The organism is Microcoleus sp. bin38.metabat.b11b12b14.051 (assembly GCF_013299165.1).
Classification (GTDB): Bacteria; Cyanobacteriota; Cyanobacteriia; order Cyanobacteriales; family Microcoleaceae; genus Microcoleus.
In genome coordinates this window covers 81,784-96,319 of record NZ_JAAFKD010000010.1, presented here as the reverse complement: position 1 = coordinate 96,319, position 14,536 = coordinate 81,784, and the positions used below count along the sequence as shown (strand labels likewise).

Here is a 14,536-nt window from a genome sequence, read left to right as displayed (position 1 = left end):
TATGTCAACAATTAACGCACCCGAAGATTCCATCTCCAATCAACCAAAATTTAACGGATCGACATCAATAGTTAGACTAACAGAACGCGGCGTGCGATCGCGCAACCCGACCAAATCCGACAAATCCAGCGACTCATCCAAAGGTAACTTCAGCAAAATCTGCCACCGATAGCGATTAGCCACCCGCATAATCGCCGCCGGTGCAGGCCCCAACATCTCGCAACCTGTCCCGGAAAGTCGATCGATATATTGTTGACAAACAGACGCCAATTGTACCGCAGTCACCGCAACTTCCGCCGCATCAGCACTACTCAACCGCAACAAAATCAACCGCCCCGAAGGTGGATAATTTAGCGCCGCCCTTTCCGCTAATTCCGTCTCCACAAAACTCGCATATTCGTGTCGCTTCACAGCTTGAACTACCCGATGTTCGGGAGTATAAGTTTGAATAATTACCCGCCCCGGATCGTCGCCTCTACCCGCACGCCCCGCCACTTGAGTTAATGTTTGAAAAGCCCGTTCACTGGCCCGATAATCGGATAAATTCAGTAACCCATCAGCAGATACAACCCCCACCAATGTAACTTGAGCTAAATCTAACCCCTTCGTCAGCATTTGTGTGCCTAATAAGATGTCAGCTTCACCATTGGCAAATTGAGTTAACAAGCGGCGGTGGTCGCCCTTATTTCTAGTAGTATCGCTATCAAACCGAATCGCCCGCAATTCTGGAAACAATCTCGTTAATTCCTGTTCCACTCGCTGCGTACCGCTACCGAAGTTTTTGAAGTAAGGAGAACTGCATTCTGGACAGTTTTGAGGATGTCTTTCCGTGTGGTTGCAGTAGTGACAGCGCAGGATTTCTGCGCTTCCCTCGCCGATATGGTGATAGGACAAAGAAACATCGCAATTCGGGCATTCCATCACGTAGCCGCAACTCCGACAAGACACAAACGTACTGTGTCCTCGGCGGTGAATAAATAGGATGCCTTGCTGTTGTCTGGCTTGCAATTGTTCCAGCGCATTTTGCAGAGAAGCGCTAAAAATTGAGCGGTTCCCTTGCCGCAATTCTTGGCGCATATCGACTACTTCCACGGGCGGCATCGGGCGGGAATAAATGCGAGTTGGTAATGATAAATAATGGATAGTTGGTAACGAGTAATCATCTCCGCGCGTCCCCACCAATGTCTCTAAAGCTGGCGTTGCGGAACCTAAAATTAATGGACAATTTTCTAATTCGGCGCGCCATTTGGCGACGGTGCGGGCGTGGTAGCAGGGCGCTGGTTGGTCTTGTTTGAAACTGCTGTCGTGTTCTTCGTCCAGGATAATTAAGCCGAGGTGCGGTAAAGGTGCGAAAATGGCCGATCGCGTGCCGATGACAATTTGCGGCGTTCCTGTGAGCATCTGCCGCCATGTATCGTAACGTTCGCCGTCGGATAGCCCGCTGTGATAGACGCAAATTTGTTCGCCAAACCGGGCGCGGAATCTGTCTGTCAGTTGCGGTGTCAACCCGATTTCCGGGACGAGTACGAGGGCGGATTTGCCACTGGCTAAGATTGGGGCGATCGCCTGCAAATACACTTCAGTCTTACCAGAACCTGTAACGCCGTGCAACAGCACTTGACGGAATCCCGAAAAACTGTTAATAAACGTTAAAGCTTCAGCTTGAAAACGAGTTAACTTTTTCGGTACATCGGGTAATTGAGCAATTCCGCGATCGCCCCTGAGCACTTCCCTTTGATCGATGACAACGCTACCTTTCTGTTCCAAAGCTTTGACAACTGAAGAACTTGCGCTGCAAATTCTCAGCAAATCATTCACCCACATTTCACCGCCGCCGCGCCGCAAAACCTCCAATACTTCTTGTTGTCGCTTCGTTAAATCCGTGACAAAGGCGCTAGGAATTAATGTCACTGCCGGTTTGAGTTGTGGTTTGGGAGGATTGGGCGGTTCTAAATAACTTTCCACCCAACCGCGTTGCAATAAATCTTTCAATCCCCGATAACTTCCCTTGACTTGGCGCTGGAGGTATTGCCAAGTGTAATCACCGTTTTTTTGAGCTTGCAGCAATTGCAAAATTTGACTCGCGGCGGGATTGAGAAACGTTTCGGCATTCGGAGCGATTGCATCTTTAATTAACCGAATTCGGCGCACGGAACGGCTTAGCAAACCGGGCGGGAGTGAAGCTCTAATGACTTGAATTAATGGCGTACAATAATAAGCAGAGACTCGTTCTATTAGTTCCCAATAACTAGCAGGAAAAAAGCCCGTAGTGACAACATCTTCGACATTTTTCACCCGCGCCGGATCTAAGTCTGCCGGCAGTTGAGAAACGAACCGAATTGCGATCGCCCCTACCTGTTGATTGCCAAACGGTACACTTAAAATATCCCCCGGCTGCACGTTCAATTCCGCGGGTAAGCGATAGGTAAATAACTTGTTTTCCTCCCCAGGCGAGTCCCCCGCGCCCCTGAAAGGAGAGTCCACCAACACCTCGATCCACTCTGCCGGCGCGGTGGGGCGCTGGGGTGGTTGGTTGCTACCGTAGGATGCCCCTGCCTCTGCCGCGGAGGGGGTTGATAAGCCAAAAGTGACAGTAGACATAGGGTTTCACATCAAACTAGGAGGAGCCGCGGTCATGGGGAGTTTTTATTATCCCTCAGTTTAGCTCGATCGATATAGCAGTCTTCAATTCTTTGAAATACTGTAAGGACACGGGGCAGTGCCTTTCATCCTGCCAACTTAACGCGCTTTCCCAGAGTCCGGCAGGGGTTTAAACCCCTGCCTCAAAGCTGAAGTCCTCTCAAGAGGACTGATGAGTTCTTGAGTCCTCTTCAGAGCGTTCCACGGACGCTTCGCACCCGTTATGGATGAAAGAAACTGGTTGAGTCCTCATAGCGAGGACTTTCGCTATTAGACAGGGGTTTAAACCCCTGGCGGACTGTGGGTTTAACACGCTTGTTGACACGCTTTAGACAGGCGCCATCTCCATAGCTGATGTCTGTACATTAGTCAACAGAAAACTAATATATTAACTGCGCGAATTGGCGATCGGAATCTCGATCGCAAATTCAGTTTCTTCGCCAACAGTCGATATGCACTCCAATCTCCCGTGGTGTTTGTCCACCACAATTTGATAGCTAACCGATAGTCCCAAACCTGTACCAGTACCTACTGGTTTCGTCGTAAAGAAAGGATCGAAAACTTTGGTCTTCACAGCATCATCTATGCCCGATCCATTATCTTTAATACCGATTTTAACCCAATTATCTTTTTGAATAGACGTACTAATTATAATCCAATACGGTTCACTTAAAACTATTTATACTCGGAGATCCCTTGCAGCATCCCCCTGGTTGTAGGGGAACTTTAAGAGCTTTCTTGTTCCCCCCTTTTTAAGCGAGGTGCCAGGGAGATCGTTCTTAAGTAAACAGTATTGAATTATAATCCAATACGGTTTACTTAAGAGATGACGACAGGGAAAACCGATGAAAAATAAACTCTCTTGTTTGCTTCGTTTCGCAATGACATCTTAAGTGAACTGTATTCAGCAATCAGGGGTCTGTTTTCCCTAGTAAATTTTGGTTTTCTTGGAGGTTTGGACTACTCAGCCCTTTTAAAGATTCTAAGAATTGCTCAGGAGTCACTCCTGTGCGGGGAGCTATGCGACTAGCAGCATCTTGAGGATTTTTTATTAAGTAATCTAGGGCGCGAAACCGACCGTCAACTAAAGCCTGCAAAGCCTTGGGCTGTTTGTTAATTAATTACATCCTAACTTACTATCACAACATCGACAATTTCACCAGGAATTTGCGAACTATCGAACAGTTGTTTAGCACCCGCTGCTAGCAGCTTTGTCCGAGCATACCCAAAAGTAACAACAGCATCTACCTTTCCATCTTTAAAGGCTCGTTCATGTTCGGACACTCCTAAAGAGACAATTTTGATATCTTTAGGTGACATACCTTTTTGTTCTAAGGCACGGGTAATTATGAATGCTCCTAGTGCCGTAGATTCAACACCTACTGGTCTGGCTTTTAAGCCTTGCAAATTTTCCATCTCTGGTTTCCCAAGAATCACATCTCCACGGTTAGAGAAATCCATAACTACTACAATTTTTACGTCGGGATTGGTGGCGGCCAATACCAAAGCTTGGTCGATGGATATCCCGGCTGCTTCAATTTCTGCATTGCGATAGGCTCGTACTTCTTCTGTACCTGAAGGGTAATCTACTAATTTAATAGGGGTATTGTCATAGTACCCTAAACTGCGAGCCAAGTACAGAGTTTCATAGCCTGGCCAAACATTGGCACCGACTCGCAAAGGGGGTTCTACTTTGGTGCAACTAGCTAACATCGCTGTACACAGGGTTACTACCGCAATGCCAAGGGTAAAGCTTTTTTTGAAGTTACGGCTCAATTTTCTCCAAAATTTGAGATCGAACATCTGATGATTTATTAACATATACTTAGGTGTGATACTGGTGATTCGTAAGTAAATTATACTTGCCGATCGCCACTTAATTTAAGGTCGTGCGATCGCCAATATTTACCAATTTACTCAATATAAACACCGATCGCAAACTTAGAGCAGCGGCTTGAATGTAAATAATTGCCCCCGCAACAAATGCCTTGTAACAAACAAGTTTGTAGAGCACCCGCGCCGACGCACAGGTATTAATACCATTTTTATAAAGTTTTGCGATAAAAGTCATCGAGCGGGTGTGTCGCGCTCAAAAATTCCTGGCATTTAATCGACAATCTCATAGATCCGCACCTTACCCATCGGGGAGAGCAAACCCAACAATTGTTTGGTAGCACGATTTGTTATAAATGGTATTAATCCCATTTTTATCAAGTTTTGCGAGAAAAGAAGTTTTGGGAAAAAGTTAAACGGATGGTTGTTTGCACAGCCGAGAGTTTGTCAGGTGCGTCGCTATGAGATTCTCGATATGCAAGCCGAGAGTTTTTCATAGCGACGCACCCTACGACTACTGGAGACGGTTCGCAATCTCCCTGTGCAGCAAGGAAAATAACCGTTCCGATATAGCAAGCGCCCCGATGCTGAGCACGTTGTAAATTGCTGAAAGCGTTGATTTTCTTCCTTCTTCCTTCTTCCTTCTTCCTTCTTCCTTCAACATCTGCTATAAATTTAACTCCAATGTATCGATCGCACTTACACACCAGCACCATTTTGTGGTAAGAATTACTACTTGTGACAAAATCGACACAGCAGTTTACATTTGGAGAGTATTAGATGTCAGGTAGCGAAGTCCGTGCAGACTTTTGGATGAGCGAGTACATTACCCCCTGGGATATTTACGTTCACGGCGTCATCGGCGTGCTCGCTTACAAAAAAACTGCCTATCAGGAAATGTACGTAGTTCAAACAGGCACCTACGGGAAAGGCTTAGTTTTGGACGGTAAATGGCAATCTTGTACCGGCGACGAATTTCTGTACCACGAACCCCTCGTGCACCCAGCCATGATTGCTCACGGTTCCCCCAAAAAAGTGCTCGTTCTCGGCGGCGGCGAAGGAGCTACAATTAGAGAAGTGCTGCGCTGGAAATCAGTTGAAAAAGTCGTCATGGTCGATATTGATGGCGAAGTAGTAGAAGCTTGCCGCGAACACCTGCCAGAAATGCACCAAAATGCTTTTGACGACCCTCGTTCGGAAGTAGTAATCGGCGATGCTTTGGACTATTTAGACAATACTGATAGCGATTGGGATATTGTGATTTCTGACTTATCCGATCCTATTGAAGAAGGCCCATCTTTCCAATTGTTTACCAAAGAGTATTTTGAGAAAGTTCGGAAGATACTGTCGCCTAACGGATATTTCGTAGTCCAAGCAGGCCCAGTTTCTCCAGCAGAAATGAAAATGCACGCCCGCATTGTCAATACCCTGAAATCGGTTTTCCCCAACGTTCAATCCTGCACCAGCTTTATTTCTACCTACGGAGCTCCTTGGGGTTTTGCCGTAGCTTCCAGCCAGGAAATCAATACGCGGCCCGAACCAGAAGTTACCGACAAATTGCTCGCCGATAAAACTACCGGCGGGTTGCGGATGTTAGACGGGATTACCCTGTTGGGATTGATGCAAGTTCCGGGTCACTTGCGGCGGGTAATCGCCGAGGAAACCGAAGTTTATACTATGGCAGCACCTCCTAAATTTTTCGGGAAAGGCTCTGTCGGCCAGTGAAGTTAAATTGTAAGAGAAAAGTCATTTGGAGTAACTCACATGGGTAGTTTAATTGGCATACTCGCTGCAATTTTTGTTCCCCCGTTGGGCGTATTTTTGACTGTTGGGATCGGCGCTGATTTTTGGATTAACCTGCTTCTCACCTGTTTTTTCTGGTTTCCCGGTATGATTCACGCCATTTGGATCATTGCCAAGCACGATAACGGCTAGGTTGGTACCAAAGTTTGTAGGGTGCTTAACAGTTAACAGTTGACAGTTGACAGTTGACAGCGAAGTTATTTTTGTAGGGTGCGTCAGGGAGAAAATATTTGACTGCATAATGTCAAATTCTGCCCTGACGCACCCTACGGTTATTCTGCTATCATAACTTTAAAAAAATGGTATAAGGTTCGTAGTGTGGACTTTAGTCCGCTCTTATTGCGGACTAAAGTCCACACTACGAACCATTTTTGTTATGGTCATACCATTTTTTAAAGATCTGATAGTTGACTGATAAAATCAATTTCTTCACAAACCAATTCAGCGATTTTCTGCGCCGCCCCAGATTCGCCGCGCACGCTGCGGAGCCGATCGCCCATTCGTGCTAATTTATCAGGATTGCTCAAATAGTCGATCGCCAGATCCGCCACAACATCCGCTTCCAGCTTACCAATCAACTCCGGCACAATCTCCTCCCCCGCCCAGATATTCGGCCAAGCATACAGCTTTCCCCTTCCCAATTGCAGAATCAACCAATTAATCGCCGTCGCAAAAACAGAACCGACTAACGGCAAATTTGCCAACAATCCCGGTAAACCATCCCAAGCCTTCATCGCATCCAACTGCTGCGTCGGAATCAACACAATCATCGGTATTGCTAACGAACCTAATTCGGCAGTATTCGCTCCCACAGTAGTCAAACACAGGCTGCATTCTGATAGCAAATCGTAGGCTGGAGTCTCAGTCCAAAGTTCTATCTGCAACCCACTTGCTGTCTGCAAAAACGGCGATTCTGTTAAATGCAATTGGGCGCTAGCATTGGCAAATAAATGTAAGCAAGGATTTTGTTCTGGGTTGGCAAAACGTGCTAGAGTTTGCACATCTATGGTAGGCGCAACCGGAATTACAAAGCGAGTTTGAGGGCGGATGCGATGGATCGATTGCGCGATCGCCAAACACAACGGTACACCTAAAGCTAATTTCGCCGCCTTAGAACCCGGTAACAATCCAATTAATTCTATTTCTCGTCCGGCCGGTGCGCCATCTTTTGCATCCGATTTGCGCTCGCCTACTTCCGCAATCAAATCGCCCACAACTGTAAATTTATCAGCATATTTCTGCGGAACTTTAGCAAAAACTTCCGGTTTCATCGCCGCAAACTTATCAATCCAGCGATACCACCGCGCGTCCCATTCAGCATAAGTAACCGTCCGATATTTTAGCCTTTTACCGATCGCAACCGTAAAAAATTGGTCGCCGCCTAAAAATAACACAACTCCGGTTTCATACCAATCCCAATTCTGGGCAGTTTTGCCAGATAATAAGAATTGCATAAAATGCTCCGGTGCTTGCACTCTGTCCACTTCTGGGTAGTTAGATGCGATTTCTGCCTCTTTCCCCGTGGCGTGCGGACAGGGGGAAAGCACCACCGAGATTCGCGCTTCTGTGCCCCTGTTTGCCAATTGCTGGCGCAATGCTTGCACGGCGGGACGCACCCAAGTTGCTAATTCTCCGGGCCCGTTGGAGAGGATTAAAATATCGACTGTCATAGGACTTAATATTTGAAAGGATACAAGGGAGAATTTATGAAAGATTTAATTGATGCCGTCAAGATGAGTGATGTTGTGGCTGTGGAAAGTGCGATCGAACAAGGTGCAGATATCAACGCCAAAGATGACGAAGGCGCGACGGCTTTGACGGCTGCGGCTGAGGCTGGCAATGCGGAAATTGTCAAAAAATTGCTCGCAGCAGGCGCGGAGGCTAACAGTCAGGATAACGACGGTTGGACGCCGTTAATGAGTGCCGCTGCTGCCGGACATACCGAGATTGTACAGCTTTTGCTGGACGCGGGGGCGGATGTGAATGCTAAAACTACTTTTGGTTTGACGGCTTTGATGAGTGCGGCGGGTAGCGGGCGCACTGAAGTTGTGCAGGTTTTGCTCGATCGAGGTTCCGATCTCAAAGCGAAGGATAATAATACTTGGACTGCGTTCATCTGGGCATCTTCGGAACATCACCAAGATGTCGTTGAGGTTTTGAAGCTGGCGCGCGATCGGCATTAAAGACTTAGCAACCGGGTTTATCAAATAAACCCGGTTTTTGAATGGTAAGATTAGCGATCGCACTCCCAGCAGCGATCGGGTAAATCCGCAATAGCTGCGAGAGGCTCTCCTGGACTTATGGTGAAAAAGTGGGGTAACTGATAGCTTCGTTATTCAGATTGAAGTGAAAGCCTTATAGGGCAATGGCTTGACAATTAATTTGCCTGACTGATAACCACAACATCAGGAGAACCCTGCGAGATTTCTACCCAATTAAAAATGTAAAAGCTGGAGATGATGGTAATTGATTCAATGTCAGATTTCCGCCGCCCTCAATAATAGCGATCGTGTCAGAGTCACTGATTGATGGCACTCCATTTCTCGGGTTCCTAAAACCTTTCGTTTGGATAGCTAAATCTCGACCATTGTTAATCGGGAACACCGAGAATATATCTAAGTAAGACTCTGATAGTGAGATAGCTCCTGCTAGCTGAATAGTATCCTGACCTTTCGTAAAGTTCCGAATTGTAGCAAAACCCGGCCCGATATAAAACTGTGTCGATCCTAGTGGCGTCCCCCTACTGGTTATGTTCTCCTCACCAAGCGCAAATGTATCGCGGCCACTACCGCCAATGAGAGTATCGAATTCATTACTGCCATCACTTTCATAAACTCGGCCGCTACCAAAGCCATTACCTGTACCTAAACCTACTTCAACTCCAATTAATTCTGCATTTCCTACCCCGGAACCAGTTAGGATGTCATTCCCAGAACTTCCGACAAAAGTCGCAGAACGGTTAGGCTCATTTTTTCCAAAATTGAAGTAGTGTTCGCGACCTGTTTTCAAGGCTCCAGATTCGACAAACGGCCGAATATCGGGATTTTTCTGTAAGTATTCCGGTTCCAAGAAAGAAGTCCCAAAGCGACCATCTCTGATGCCGAATTTAATGAAATGCTGGTAGCCGTTTTTAAAAGTTCCATTCTGAATAAACGGCTGCAAATCTCGGTTATTTGCTACATAAAATGCTTCGTCATAGTCAGGCGATACTCGCCTGCGGCCTTCTTCGTAACCAAATTTGATAAAGTGGTCTAAACCAGTCGCAAAAGGCGCGTTTGGATTGTTGGCGCTGCGGACAAGGGGAGCAATATCTGGATTTTGAGCTAGATAGGTTTGTTCGTCAAAATAACGCGATATTTTGGTGAGACCGGCGGCTTGACCAAATTTTTCAAAGTGTTCTCTGCCAGATTTGATGATTCCTGCATCAAGTGCTGGTTTCACCCACGGATATTGGGAAAGGTAGTATTTTTCGTCTAAAATGTCATAGTTTGCCATAATTTTTCTATCGAGCTTAGTTTGCTTACTTGTCAGTTAAACTTCATAAATATTATTAACTTTACTACCTCAGTATGTCAAGCTAAGTATTGTTAAGCCCGTTGATTGTTTTACTGGTCGAACCAAAATGGCGACTTTAAAAAAATCATCAGTATTAGCTAATAACTAATGACCAATGACCACCCTTCGACTTCGCTCTTCGGGCGAGATGACCAATGACTAATGACTAACCGATCGCAAAAGTACCGTTACCATTAGATTGGATGAAAGTCAAATTAAAATTAGCTTCTCCTTCAATCACGCCGAGCACAAATTTAATATTATCGAAAAAAATCGGTTTATGACTACCAATGTATTAAATTAACCAGGAGTAACCGAAATGGATATGAAATGCGTCAAGTGTAACACCAACAGCTCTTTCAGTGATCGCGCCCAGCGAAAGAGTCGCTGTAGCAATTGTAACCATCAGTTTGTGTTTGAACCCACTAGCCCCAGGGATAAAAAGTTGCTAGTTACCGATCGACTGTTCAAAGATGCGATCGCAGATATTTCCAGCCAGAATATGTTATTCTTCACGCGAAAGCAGTTTTTACATCTGATCCACAAACGACTCCAATCTCCCATATCAAGATCAGAAAACACATTCCTAGAATATAGATTGCTGTGGATTCCTACTTACTTGTTTATCAGCTTATTCGTGATATTTTTCAGTGGCTTTATTATGTCTACTTTAGCTGAAGCCTATTTTCCAAATATTCACCAGACTGCGATATTTTTTCTAATTCCGTTGATTATTTATAATCTTGCTTGGATAGGGAGATTTGTGAAAGATAGCCAATCTCCTGAACGAGGTATTTCCGGTAGAATAGTTAATGCTGAAAATTTCAAAGATTTAGGGGTAACTATTTTACTAACAGGGATTCCTATCAGCCTAAGAATTAACTCTTCTGCTTGGTATATCACCTCAACTTTACTAGGGCTATCCTCCTACGGAATCGGTTTTTTACAAAAACGTCGCCAAGCAGAAATCTGCGAACATTTTTTAGCCAATGAAGTACAAGTTGATGAATGGCTAGAGCGCTGGCAAACGGCGAATGGCACATTAGAAAAACTCCTGCCTACTCCCGCTCAAAATGCTTTTCCCGCTACCATCAATTCAGAAATCAGCACTTATGCAATTATTTGTCAGAGTGACGAAATCGCTCAATTTCTAATTGCCAACAACGTCGCTTCTGAAAACAACTGTACCATTCTCAGCATCAATGGCTATCCCCAAAGTATCTTCGACACTGCGATGGAAATACTGCGCCACAATGCCGATTTTAAAGTTTATGTACTGCACGATGCGACTCCTGCTGGTGTTGATTTAGCAAATCAACTGCGAACAAATCCAAACTGGTTTGCGAATCAAGATATCAGGATTTTTGATTTGGGTATTTTCCCCCATCAAATCTTGGAAGATCGTGATATATCTGTGCGAAATTCTAAAACAATGGCAGAAGCAGCCCGTCAACTTTCCTACAACGTTCGACTAGACTTAACAGTAGAAGAAATAGCGTGGTTGGATGCAGGCAATTTCGTGGAGCTCGAATCTTTTGAACCATCACGATTGTTGCGAATCGTCAACTCTGGACTGGCTATGAGTACAGAAAGACAGACTAACGACGGCTTAATGCCAGCGCATAGTCCCGTCCATGATAGTGTCGGATTTGCTGGTGAGTATGTGTTTAACCCACCTAAGATAGCGAATAAAAATATTCCATTTAGCGATCAGTTGTTCCAAAAGGCGATCGTGGCTATTTCCACCGAAAATGTGTTATTCTTCACCCCCAAACAGTTTTTATATTTTATTGACAAAAAGCTTAAATGGCCAGCATCAGTCAATCAATGGATATGGATTTTTCTGTACTTATTTTTGCTGGGTTTTGCAATAACAATAGGCGGCTTTTTTCTGGTAATCCTTTTATTAATACTTCCTCCTTTGCTGGTTTCCCAAGTAGGATCAGTGACTATATCTCCTTGGCTGTTTTTCCAAGTAGCATTAGTGACTCCATTTCTTATTTTCAATTATTTTTCGGTTCGGGCATTTCGTGAAGGTAGCAGATCTCTACACCAAGGCATTCGCGACAGGAGAATTAATGCTATCAACCTAGTAGTTTTGGGGGTGCTTATTTTAGTATTAGGCATTCCCACTAGCCTGATCACTTTGTCTATCGTCGGATTAATTCTAGTGCTTTGCTTAGGTATATATGCCTGCTCGATCGGTGTCTCACAAAAACGTCATCTACAGACAGTTAATGAAGAACTTTTCACTAATGAATTGCAGATGAATCAATGGCTGCAACGCTGGCAAAGGGCGATGGGGAGGATAGACAAATTGTTGCCTACTCCTCGCCAAAATGCTTTGCCCATCACCATGTATCGCGAAATTAGCACCTACATTTGCGATCGGGCAATCATCTGCGACAGCGACGAAATCGCCCAATTCCTGATTGCGAACAACGTCGATGTTAAGAAAAAATGTGCTATTTTCAGCATCAGTGGCTATCCCCAAAGCATCTTTGACACTACGATGAAAATACTGAGGCAAAATGCTAATTTGAAAGTTTATGCGCTACACAATGCGAGTCCTACTGGTATTAGTTTAGTCCACCAACTGCGGACTAATTCAGACTGGTTTGCAGAGCAAGATGTGACAATTTTTGATTTGAGCATTTCTCCCTGTCAAATATTGGAAAGCCAGAATATGTTTGTAAAAAAGTCTCCAGCAATGGCAGAAACCGCCCGTCAATTGCCTTATGCCGTGAGGCTAGGTTTAACAACAGAAGAACTAGCGTGGCTGGATGCAGGCAATTTTGTGGAATTGGAGTCGTTTTCGCCGCAAGAATTGTTGTCTATCGTCAACTCTAAACTTGCTGAGAGTGGAGATCCGCAGAGTATTGAGGGCTTGGGTGAATGAGCGTGTAAAATATGGTGAGGCTATGTGTTTGTTTCTGATAGTTTTGGTGAGTCAGATTCTGAATATTTGCATCACAACCCAGAAACCAGGTTTTTAGCAGAATCTAGACTGTAATAAAGTATTCTAGAAAAAACCCGGTTTCTGAGTATCCATAGGTTCTGTTTTGCAAATATATTAGTAGGGGCGAAGCATTCCGGCAGTAAATCTCTACTGATCACTAATAAATTGCCTGCCGGAATGCTTCGCCTTTACAAAATTCAGATGCACCCACTTTGCATAGGAAATGAACGTCATATCAAATCCGGTAGCATCGGAATTATTATTAGCCGAAATTAGGAGACGGCACTGCCGTCTTCCCTATATCATTCCGGTTACACCGGAATTGATATCATTAATCATCACCATTAGCTAATGACTAATGACTACCCTTCGACTTCGCTCTTCGGGCGAGATGACTAATGACTAATGACTAATGACTAACCAATCAAGAAAGTACCGTTACCGTTAAGTTCTTGGAAGATCAAATTAAAACTTGCTCCTCCTTCAATCACGCCCAGCACGTCTCCGGCACGTGTCTGGATGGACAAATTGCTGCCAACGGGAAGCAACCTATAGTTGTCTAAAGAATTTCCTTGAAGTTGGATAAAATCTGTTTCTGGGTTGTAGTTGCGAATCGTAGCTTGACCGTTACCCAAATACAGCGGTGTCGGAGTGACGTTCCCGGCTGTAGCAGGAACTCCGAGTACGAATGTATCAATTCCCGGGCCACCAATTAGGACATCGAACTCATTGGTGCCAAAGCTTTCATATTGTCGGTTCCCGTTGCGATCGATACCTACTTCTACTCCCACAAGTTCGTTCTCCCCGACGCCAACACCAGTCAGAACATCGTTGGTACGGCTGCCGACAAAAGTTGCGGAGCGGCTGGGTTCGTTTTTGCCAAAATTGAAGTAGTGTTCGCGACCGGTTTTCAAGGCTCCGGAGTTGACAAACGGCACGATGTCGGTGTTTTTCTTTAAGTATTCTGGTTCAAAAAACGAAGTTCCAAAACGACCTTCTTTTGCCCCGAATTGAACGAAGTGCTGGTAGCCTGATTTGAAAGATCCATTGGGGCCTATAAACGATCGCAGCTCGGAGTTGTTTGCTAAATAAAAATCTTCGTTGTACTCAGGCGATACTTGGGCCCGGCGCTGTCCTTCATCGTAACCGAACTGGATAAAATGATCTAGACCTGTCGCAAAAGGTGCGTTTGGATTGACAGTGCGGATAAAGGGTCTGATGTCTGTGTTGACAGTAAGGTAAGCATTTTCGTCAAAATAACGCGATACTTTAGTTAAGCCGGCGGCTTGGCCAAATTTTTGAAAGTGTTCTAGCCCAGATTTGACGATTCCAGCATCAATGGCCGGCTTGATCCAAGGATATTGGGCGAGGTAGTATTTTTCGTCGAAAATTGCGTAGTTAGCCATGTTTTCCCCCTAGGGTTTAGATGAGCTTGACAATCAACAGCAATTAATTTCACCTGAGTTCGATCGCCGATCGCGAACTTATAGATTATAGATTTTGTAAAATCCTTTTAAGTTCCCGACAAAAATATCAAATTTGTAATAGCAGACTCATCATAATCCAATATTTAATATTTGGAACTTATGCCTTTCTGCGGTTAATTAATTGCTCGATCGCCTGTTTCGTTACTTCTACAAACTTGGCAACTTTTCTCAGGAGCATTTTTCTCAAAGATTTGTTGCTTCTTTATTTTGTTTTCATGATTTAACTGTATTCATATTTTTTGTATTCTGTCAAGTAAAT

The 14,536-nt window shown here is 44.8% G+C and carries 12 protein-coding genes; 4 read left to right on the top strand and 8 right to left on the bottom strand.

The window, feature by feature from the left end:
- Positions 1-39: 39 nt before the first annotated feature.
- From priA to QZW47_RS13055, 5 genes are all read right to left on the bottom strand, one after another.
- Positions 40-2,601 (bottom strand): primosomal protein N', encoded by a 2,562-nt coding sequence (gene priA / locus QZW47_RS13075; RefSeq protein ID WP_293127854.1) that lies wholly within the window; start codon positions 2,599-2,601, stop codon positions 40-42.
- A gap of 427 nt (positions 2,602-3,028) precedes the next feature.
- The gene (locus QZW47_RS13070) at positions 3,029-3,289 is read right to left on the bottom strand and encodes an ATP-binding protein (RefSeq protein ID WP_293127951.1); all 261 of its coding nucleotides are present in this window, start codon (positions 3,287-3,289) and stop codon (positions 3,029-3,031) included.
- Positions 3,290-3,768: 479 nt separating this feature from the next.
- Positions 3,769-4,461 carry an ABC transporter substrate-binding protein gene (locus QZW47_RS13065; protein ID WP_293127853.1) on the bottom strand — a complete coding sequence of 231 codons (693 nt, stop codon included), beginning with the start codon at positions 4,459-4,461 and terminating at the stop codon, positions 3,769-3,771.
- Positions 4,462-4,516: 55 nt separating this feature from the next.
- Positions 4,517-4,711, bottom strand: a complete 195-nt coding sequence (locus QZW47_RS13060) for a hypothetical protein (protein WP_293127852.1) — start codon at positions 4,709-4,711, stop codon at positions 4,517-4,519.
- Positions 4,712-4,850: 139 nt separating this feature from the next.
- Complete coding sequence (locus tag QZW47_RS13055; RefSeq protein WP_293127851.1) at positions 4,851-5,189, bottom strand: hypothetical protein; 339 nt, start codon at positions 5,187-5,189, stop codon at positions 4,851-4,853.
- Between the two features lie 64 nt (positions 5,190-5,253).
- Between QZW47_RS13055 and QZW47_RS13050 the strand changes: the two genes are divergently transcribed.
- Both QZW47_RS13050 and QZW47_RS13045 read left to right on the top strand, forming a co-directional pair.
- Positions 5,254-6,198 carry a fused MFS/spermidine synthase gene (locus tag QZW47_RS13050; protein ID WP_293127849.1) on the top strand — a complete coding sequence of 315 codons (945 nt, stop codon included), beginning with the start codon at positions 5,254-5,256 and terminating at the stop codon, positions 6,196-6,198.
- A gap of 39 nt (positions 6,199-6,237) precedes the next feature.
- Positions 6,238-6,408 (top strand): YqaE/Pmp3 family membrane protein, encoded by a 171-nt coding sequence (locus tag QZW47_RS13045; RefSeq protein ID WP_293127848.1) that lies wholly within the window; start codon positions 6,238-6,240, stop codon positions 6,406-6,408.
- A 260-nt stretch (positions 6,409-6,668) separates the two neighbouring features.
- On the opposite strand, the gene QZW47_RS13040 is transcribed toward QZW47_RS13045, so the two are convergent.
- Positions 6,669-7,946 carry a lipid-A-disaccharide synthase gene (locus tag QZW47_RS13040; protein ID WP_293127847.1) on the bottom strand — a complete coding sequence of 426 codons (1,278 nt, stop codon included), beginning with the start codon at positions 7,944-7,946 and terminating at the stop codon, positions 6,669-6,671.
- 36 nt (positions 7,947-7,982) lie between these two features.
- On the opposite strand from QZW47_RS13040, the gene QZW47_RS13035 reads away from it, so the two are divergent.
- Positions 7,983-8,459 carry an ankyrin repeat domain-containing protein gene (locus QZW47_RS13035; protein WP_293127846.1) on the top strand — a complete coding sequence of 159 codons (477 nt, stop codon included), beginning with the start codon at positions 7,983-7,985 and terminating at the stop codon, positions 8,457-8,459.
- Between the two features lie 244 nt (positions 8,460-8,703).
- On the opposite strand, the gene QZW47_RS13030 is transcribed toward QZW47_RS13035, so the two are convergent.
- Positions 8,704-9,771: a calcium-binding protein gene (locus tag QZW47_RS13030; RefSeq protein WP_293127844.1), complete on the bottom strand. Its 1,068-nt coding sequence runs from the start codon at positions 9,769-9,771 to the stop codon at positions 8,704-8,706.
- Positions 9,772-10,243: 472 nt separating this feature from the next.
- Here QZW47_RS13030 and QZW47_RS13025 point away from each other — a divergent pair, with 472 nt between their 5' ends.
- Positions 10,244-12,730: a hypothetical protein gene (locus QZW47_RS13025; RefSeq protein WP_293127842.1), complete on the top strand. Its 2,487-nt coding sequence runs from the start codon at positions 10,244-10,246 to the stop codon at positions 12,728-12,730.
- A gap of 476 nt (positions 12,731-13,206) precedes the next feature.
- On the opposite strand, the gene QZW47_RS13020 is transcribed toward QZW47_RS13025, so the two are convergent.
- Positions 13,207-14,196: a calcium-binding protein gene (locus QZW47_RS13020; protein ID WP_293127840.1), complete on the bottom strand. Its 990-nt coding sequence runs from the start codon at positions 14,194-14,196 to the stop codon at positions 13,207-13,209.
- Positions 14,197-14,536 lie beyond the last annotated feature (340 nt).

Excerpts from the sequence above, each read along its gene's own strand:
- QZW47_RS13030 (WP_293127844.1), bottom strand. The coding sequence starts at position 9,771 with ATGGCAAACTATGACATTTTAGACGAAAAATACTACCTTTCCCAATAT.
- QZW47_RS13055 (WP_293127851.1), bottom strand. The coding sequence starts at position 5,189 with ATGGTGCTGGTGTGTAAGTGCGATCGATACATTGGAGTTAAATTTATA.
- QZW47_RS13050 (WP_293127849.1), top strand. The coding sequence starts at position 5,254 with ATGTCAGGTAGCGAAGTCCGTGCAGACTTTTGGATGAGCGAGTACATT.
- QZW47_RS13040 (WP_293127847.1), bottom strand. The coding sequence starts at position 7,946 with ATGACAGTCGATATTTTAATCCTCTCCAACGGGCCCGGAGAATTAGCA.
- QZW47_RS13020 (WP_293127840.1), bottom strand. The coding sequence starts at position 14,196 with ATGGCTAACTACGCAATTTTCGACGAAAAATACTACCTCGCCCAATAT.
- priA (WP_293127854.1), bottom strand. The coding sequence starts at position 2,601 with ATGTCTACTGTCACTTTTGGCTTATCAACCCCCTCCGCGGCAGAGGCA.
- QZW47_RS13060 (WP_293127852.1), bottom strand. The coding sequence starts at position 4,711 with ATGACTTTTATCGCAAAACTTTATAAAAATGGTATTAATACCTGTGCG.
- QZW47_RS13065 (WP_293127853.1), bottom strand. The coding sequence starts at position 4,461 with ATGTTAATAAATCATCAGATGTTCGATCTCAAATTTTGGAGAAAATTG.
- QZW47_RS13035 (WP_293127846.1), top strand. The coding sequence starts at position 7,983 with ATGAAAGATTTAATTGATGCCGTCAAGATGAGTGATGTTGTGGCTGTG.
- QZW47_RS13045 (WP_293127848.1), top strand. The coding sequence starts at position 6,238 with ATGGGTAGTTTAATTGGCATACTCGCTGCAATTTTTGTTCCCCCGTTG.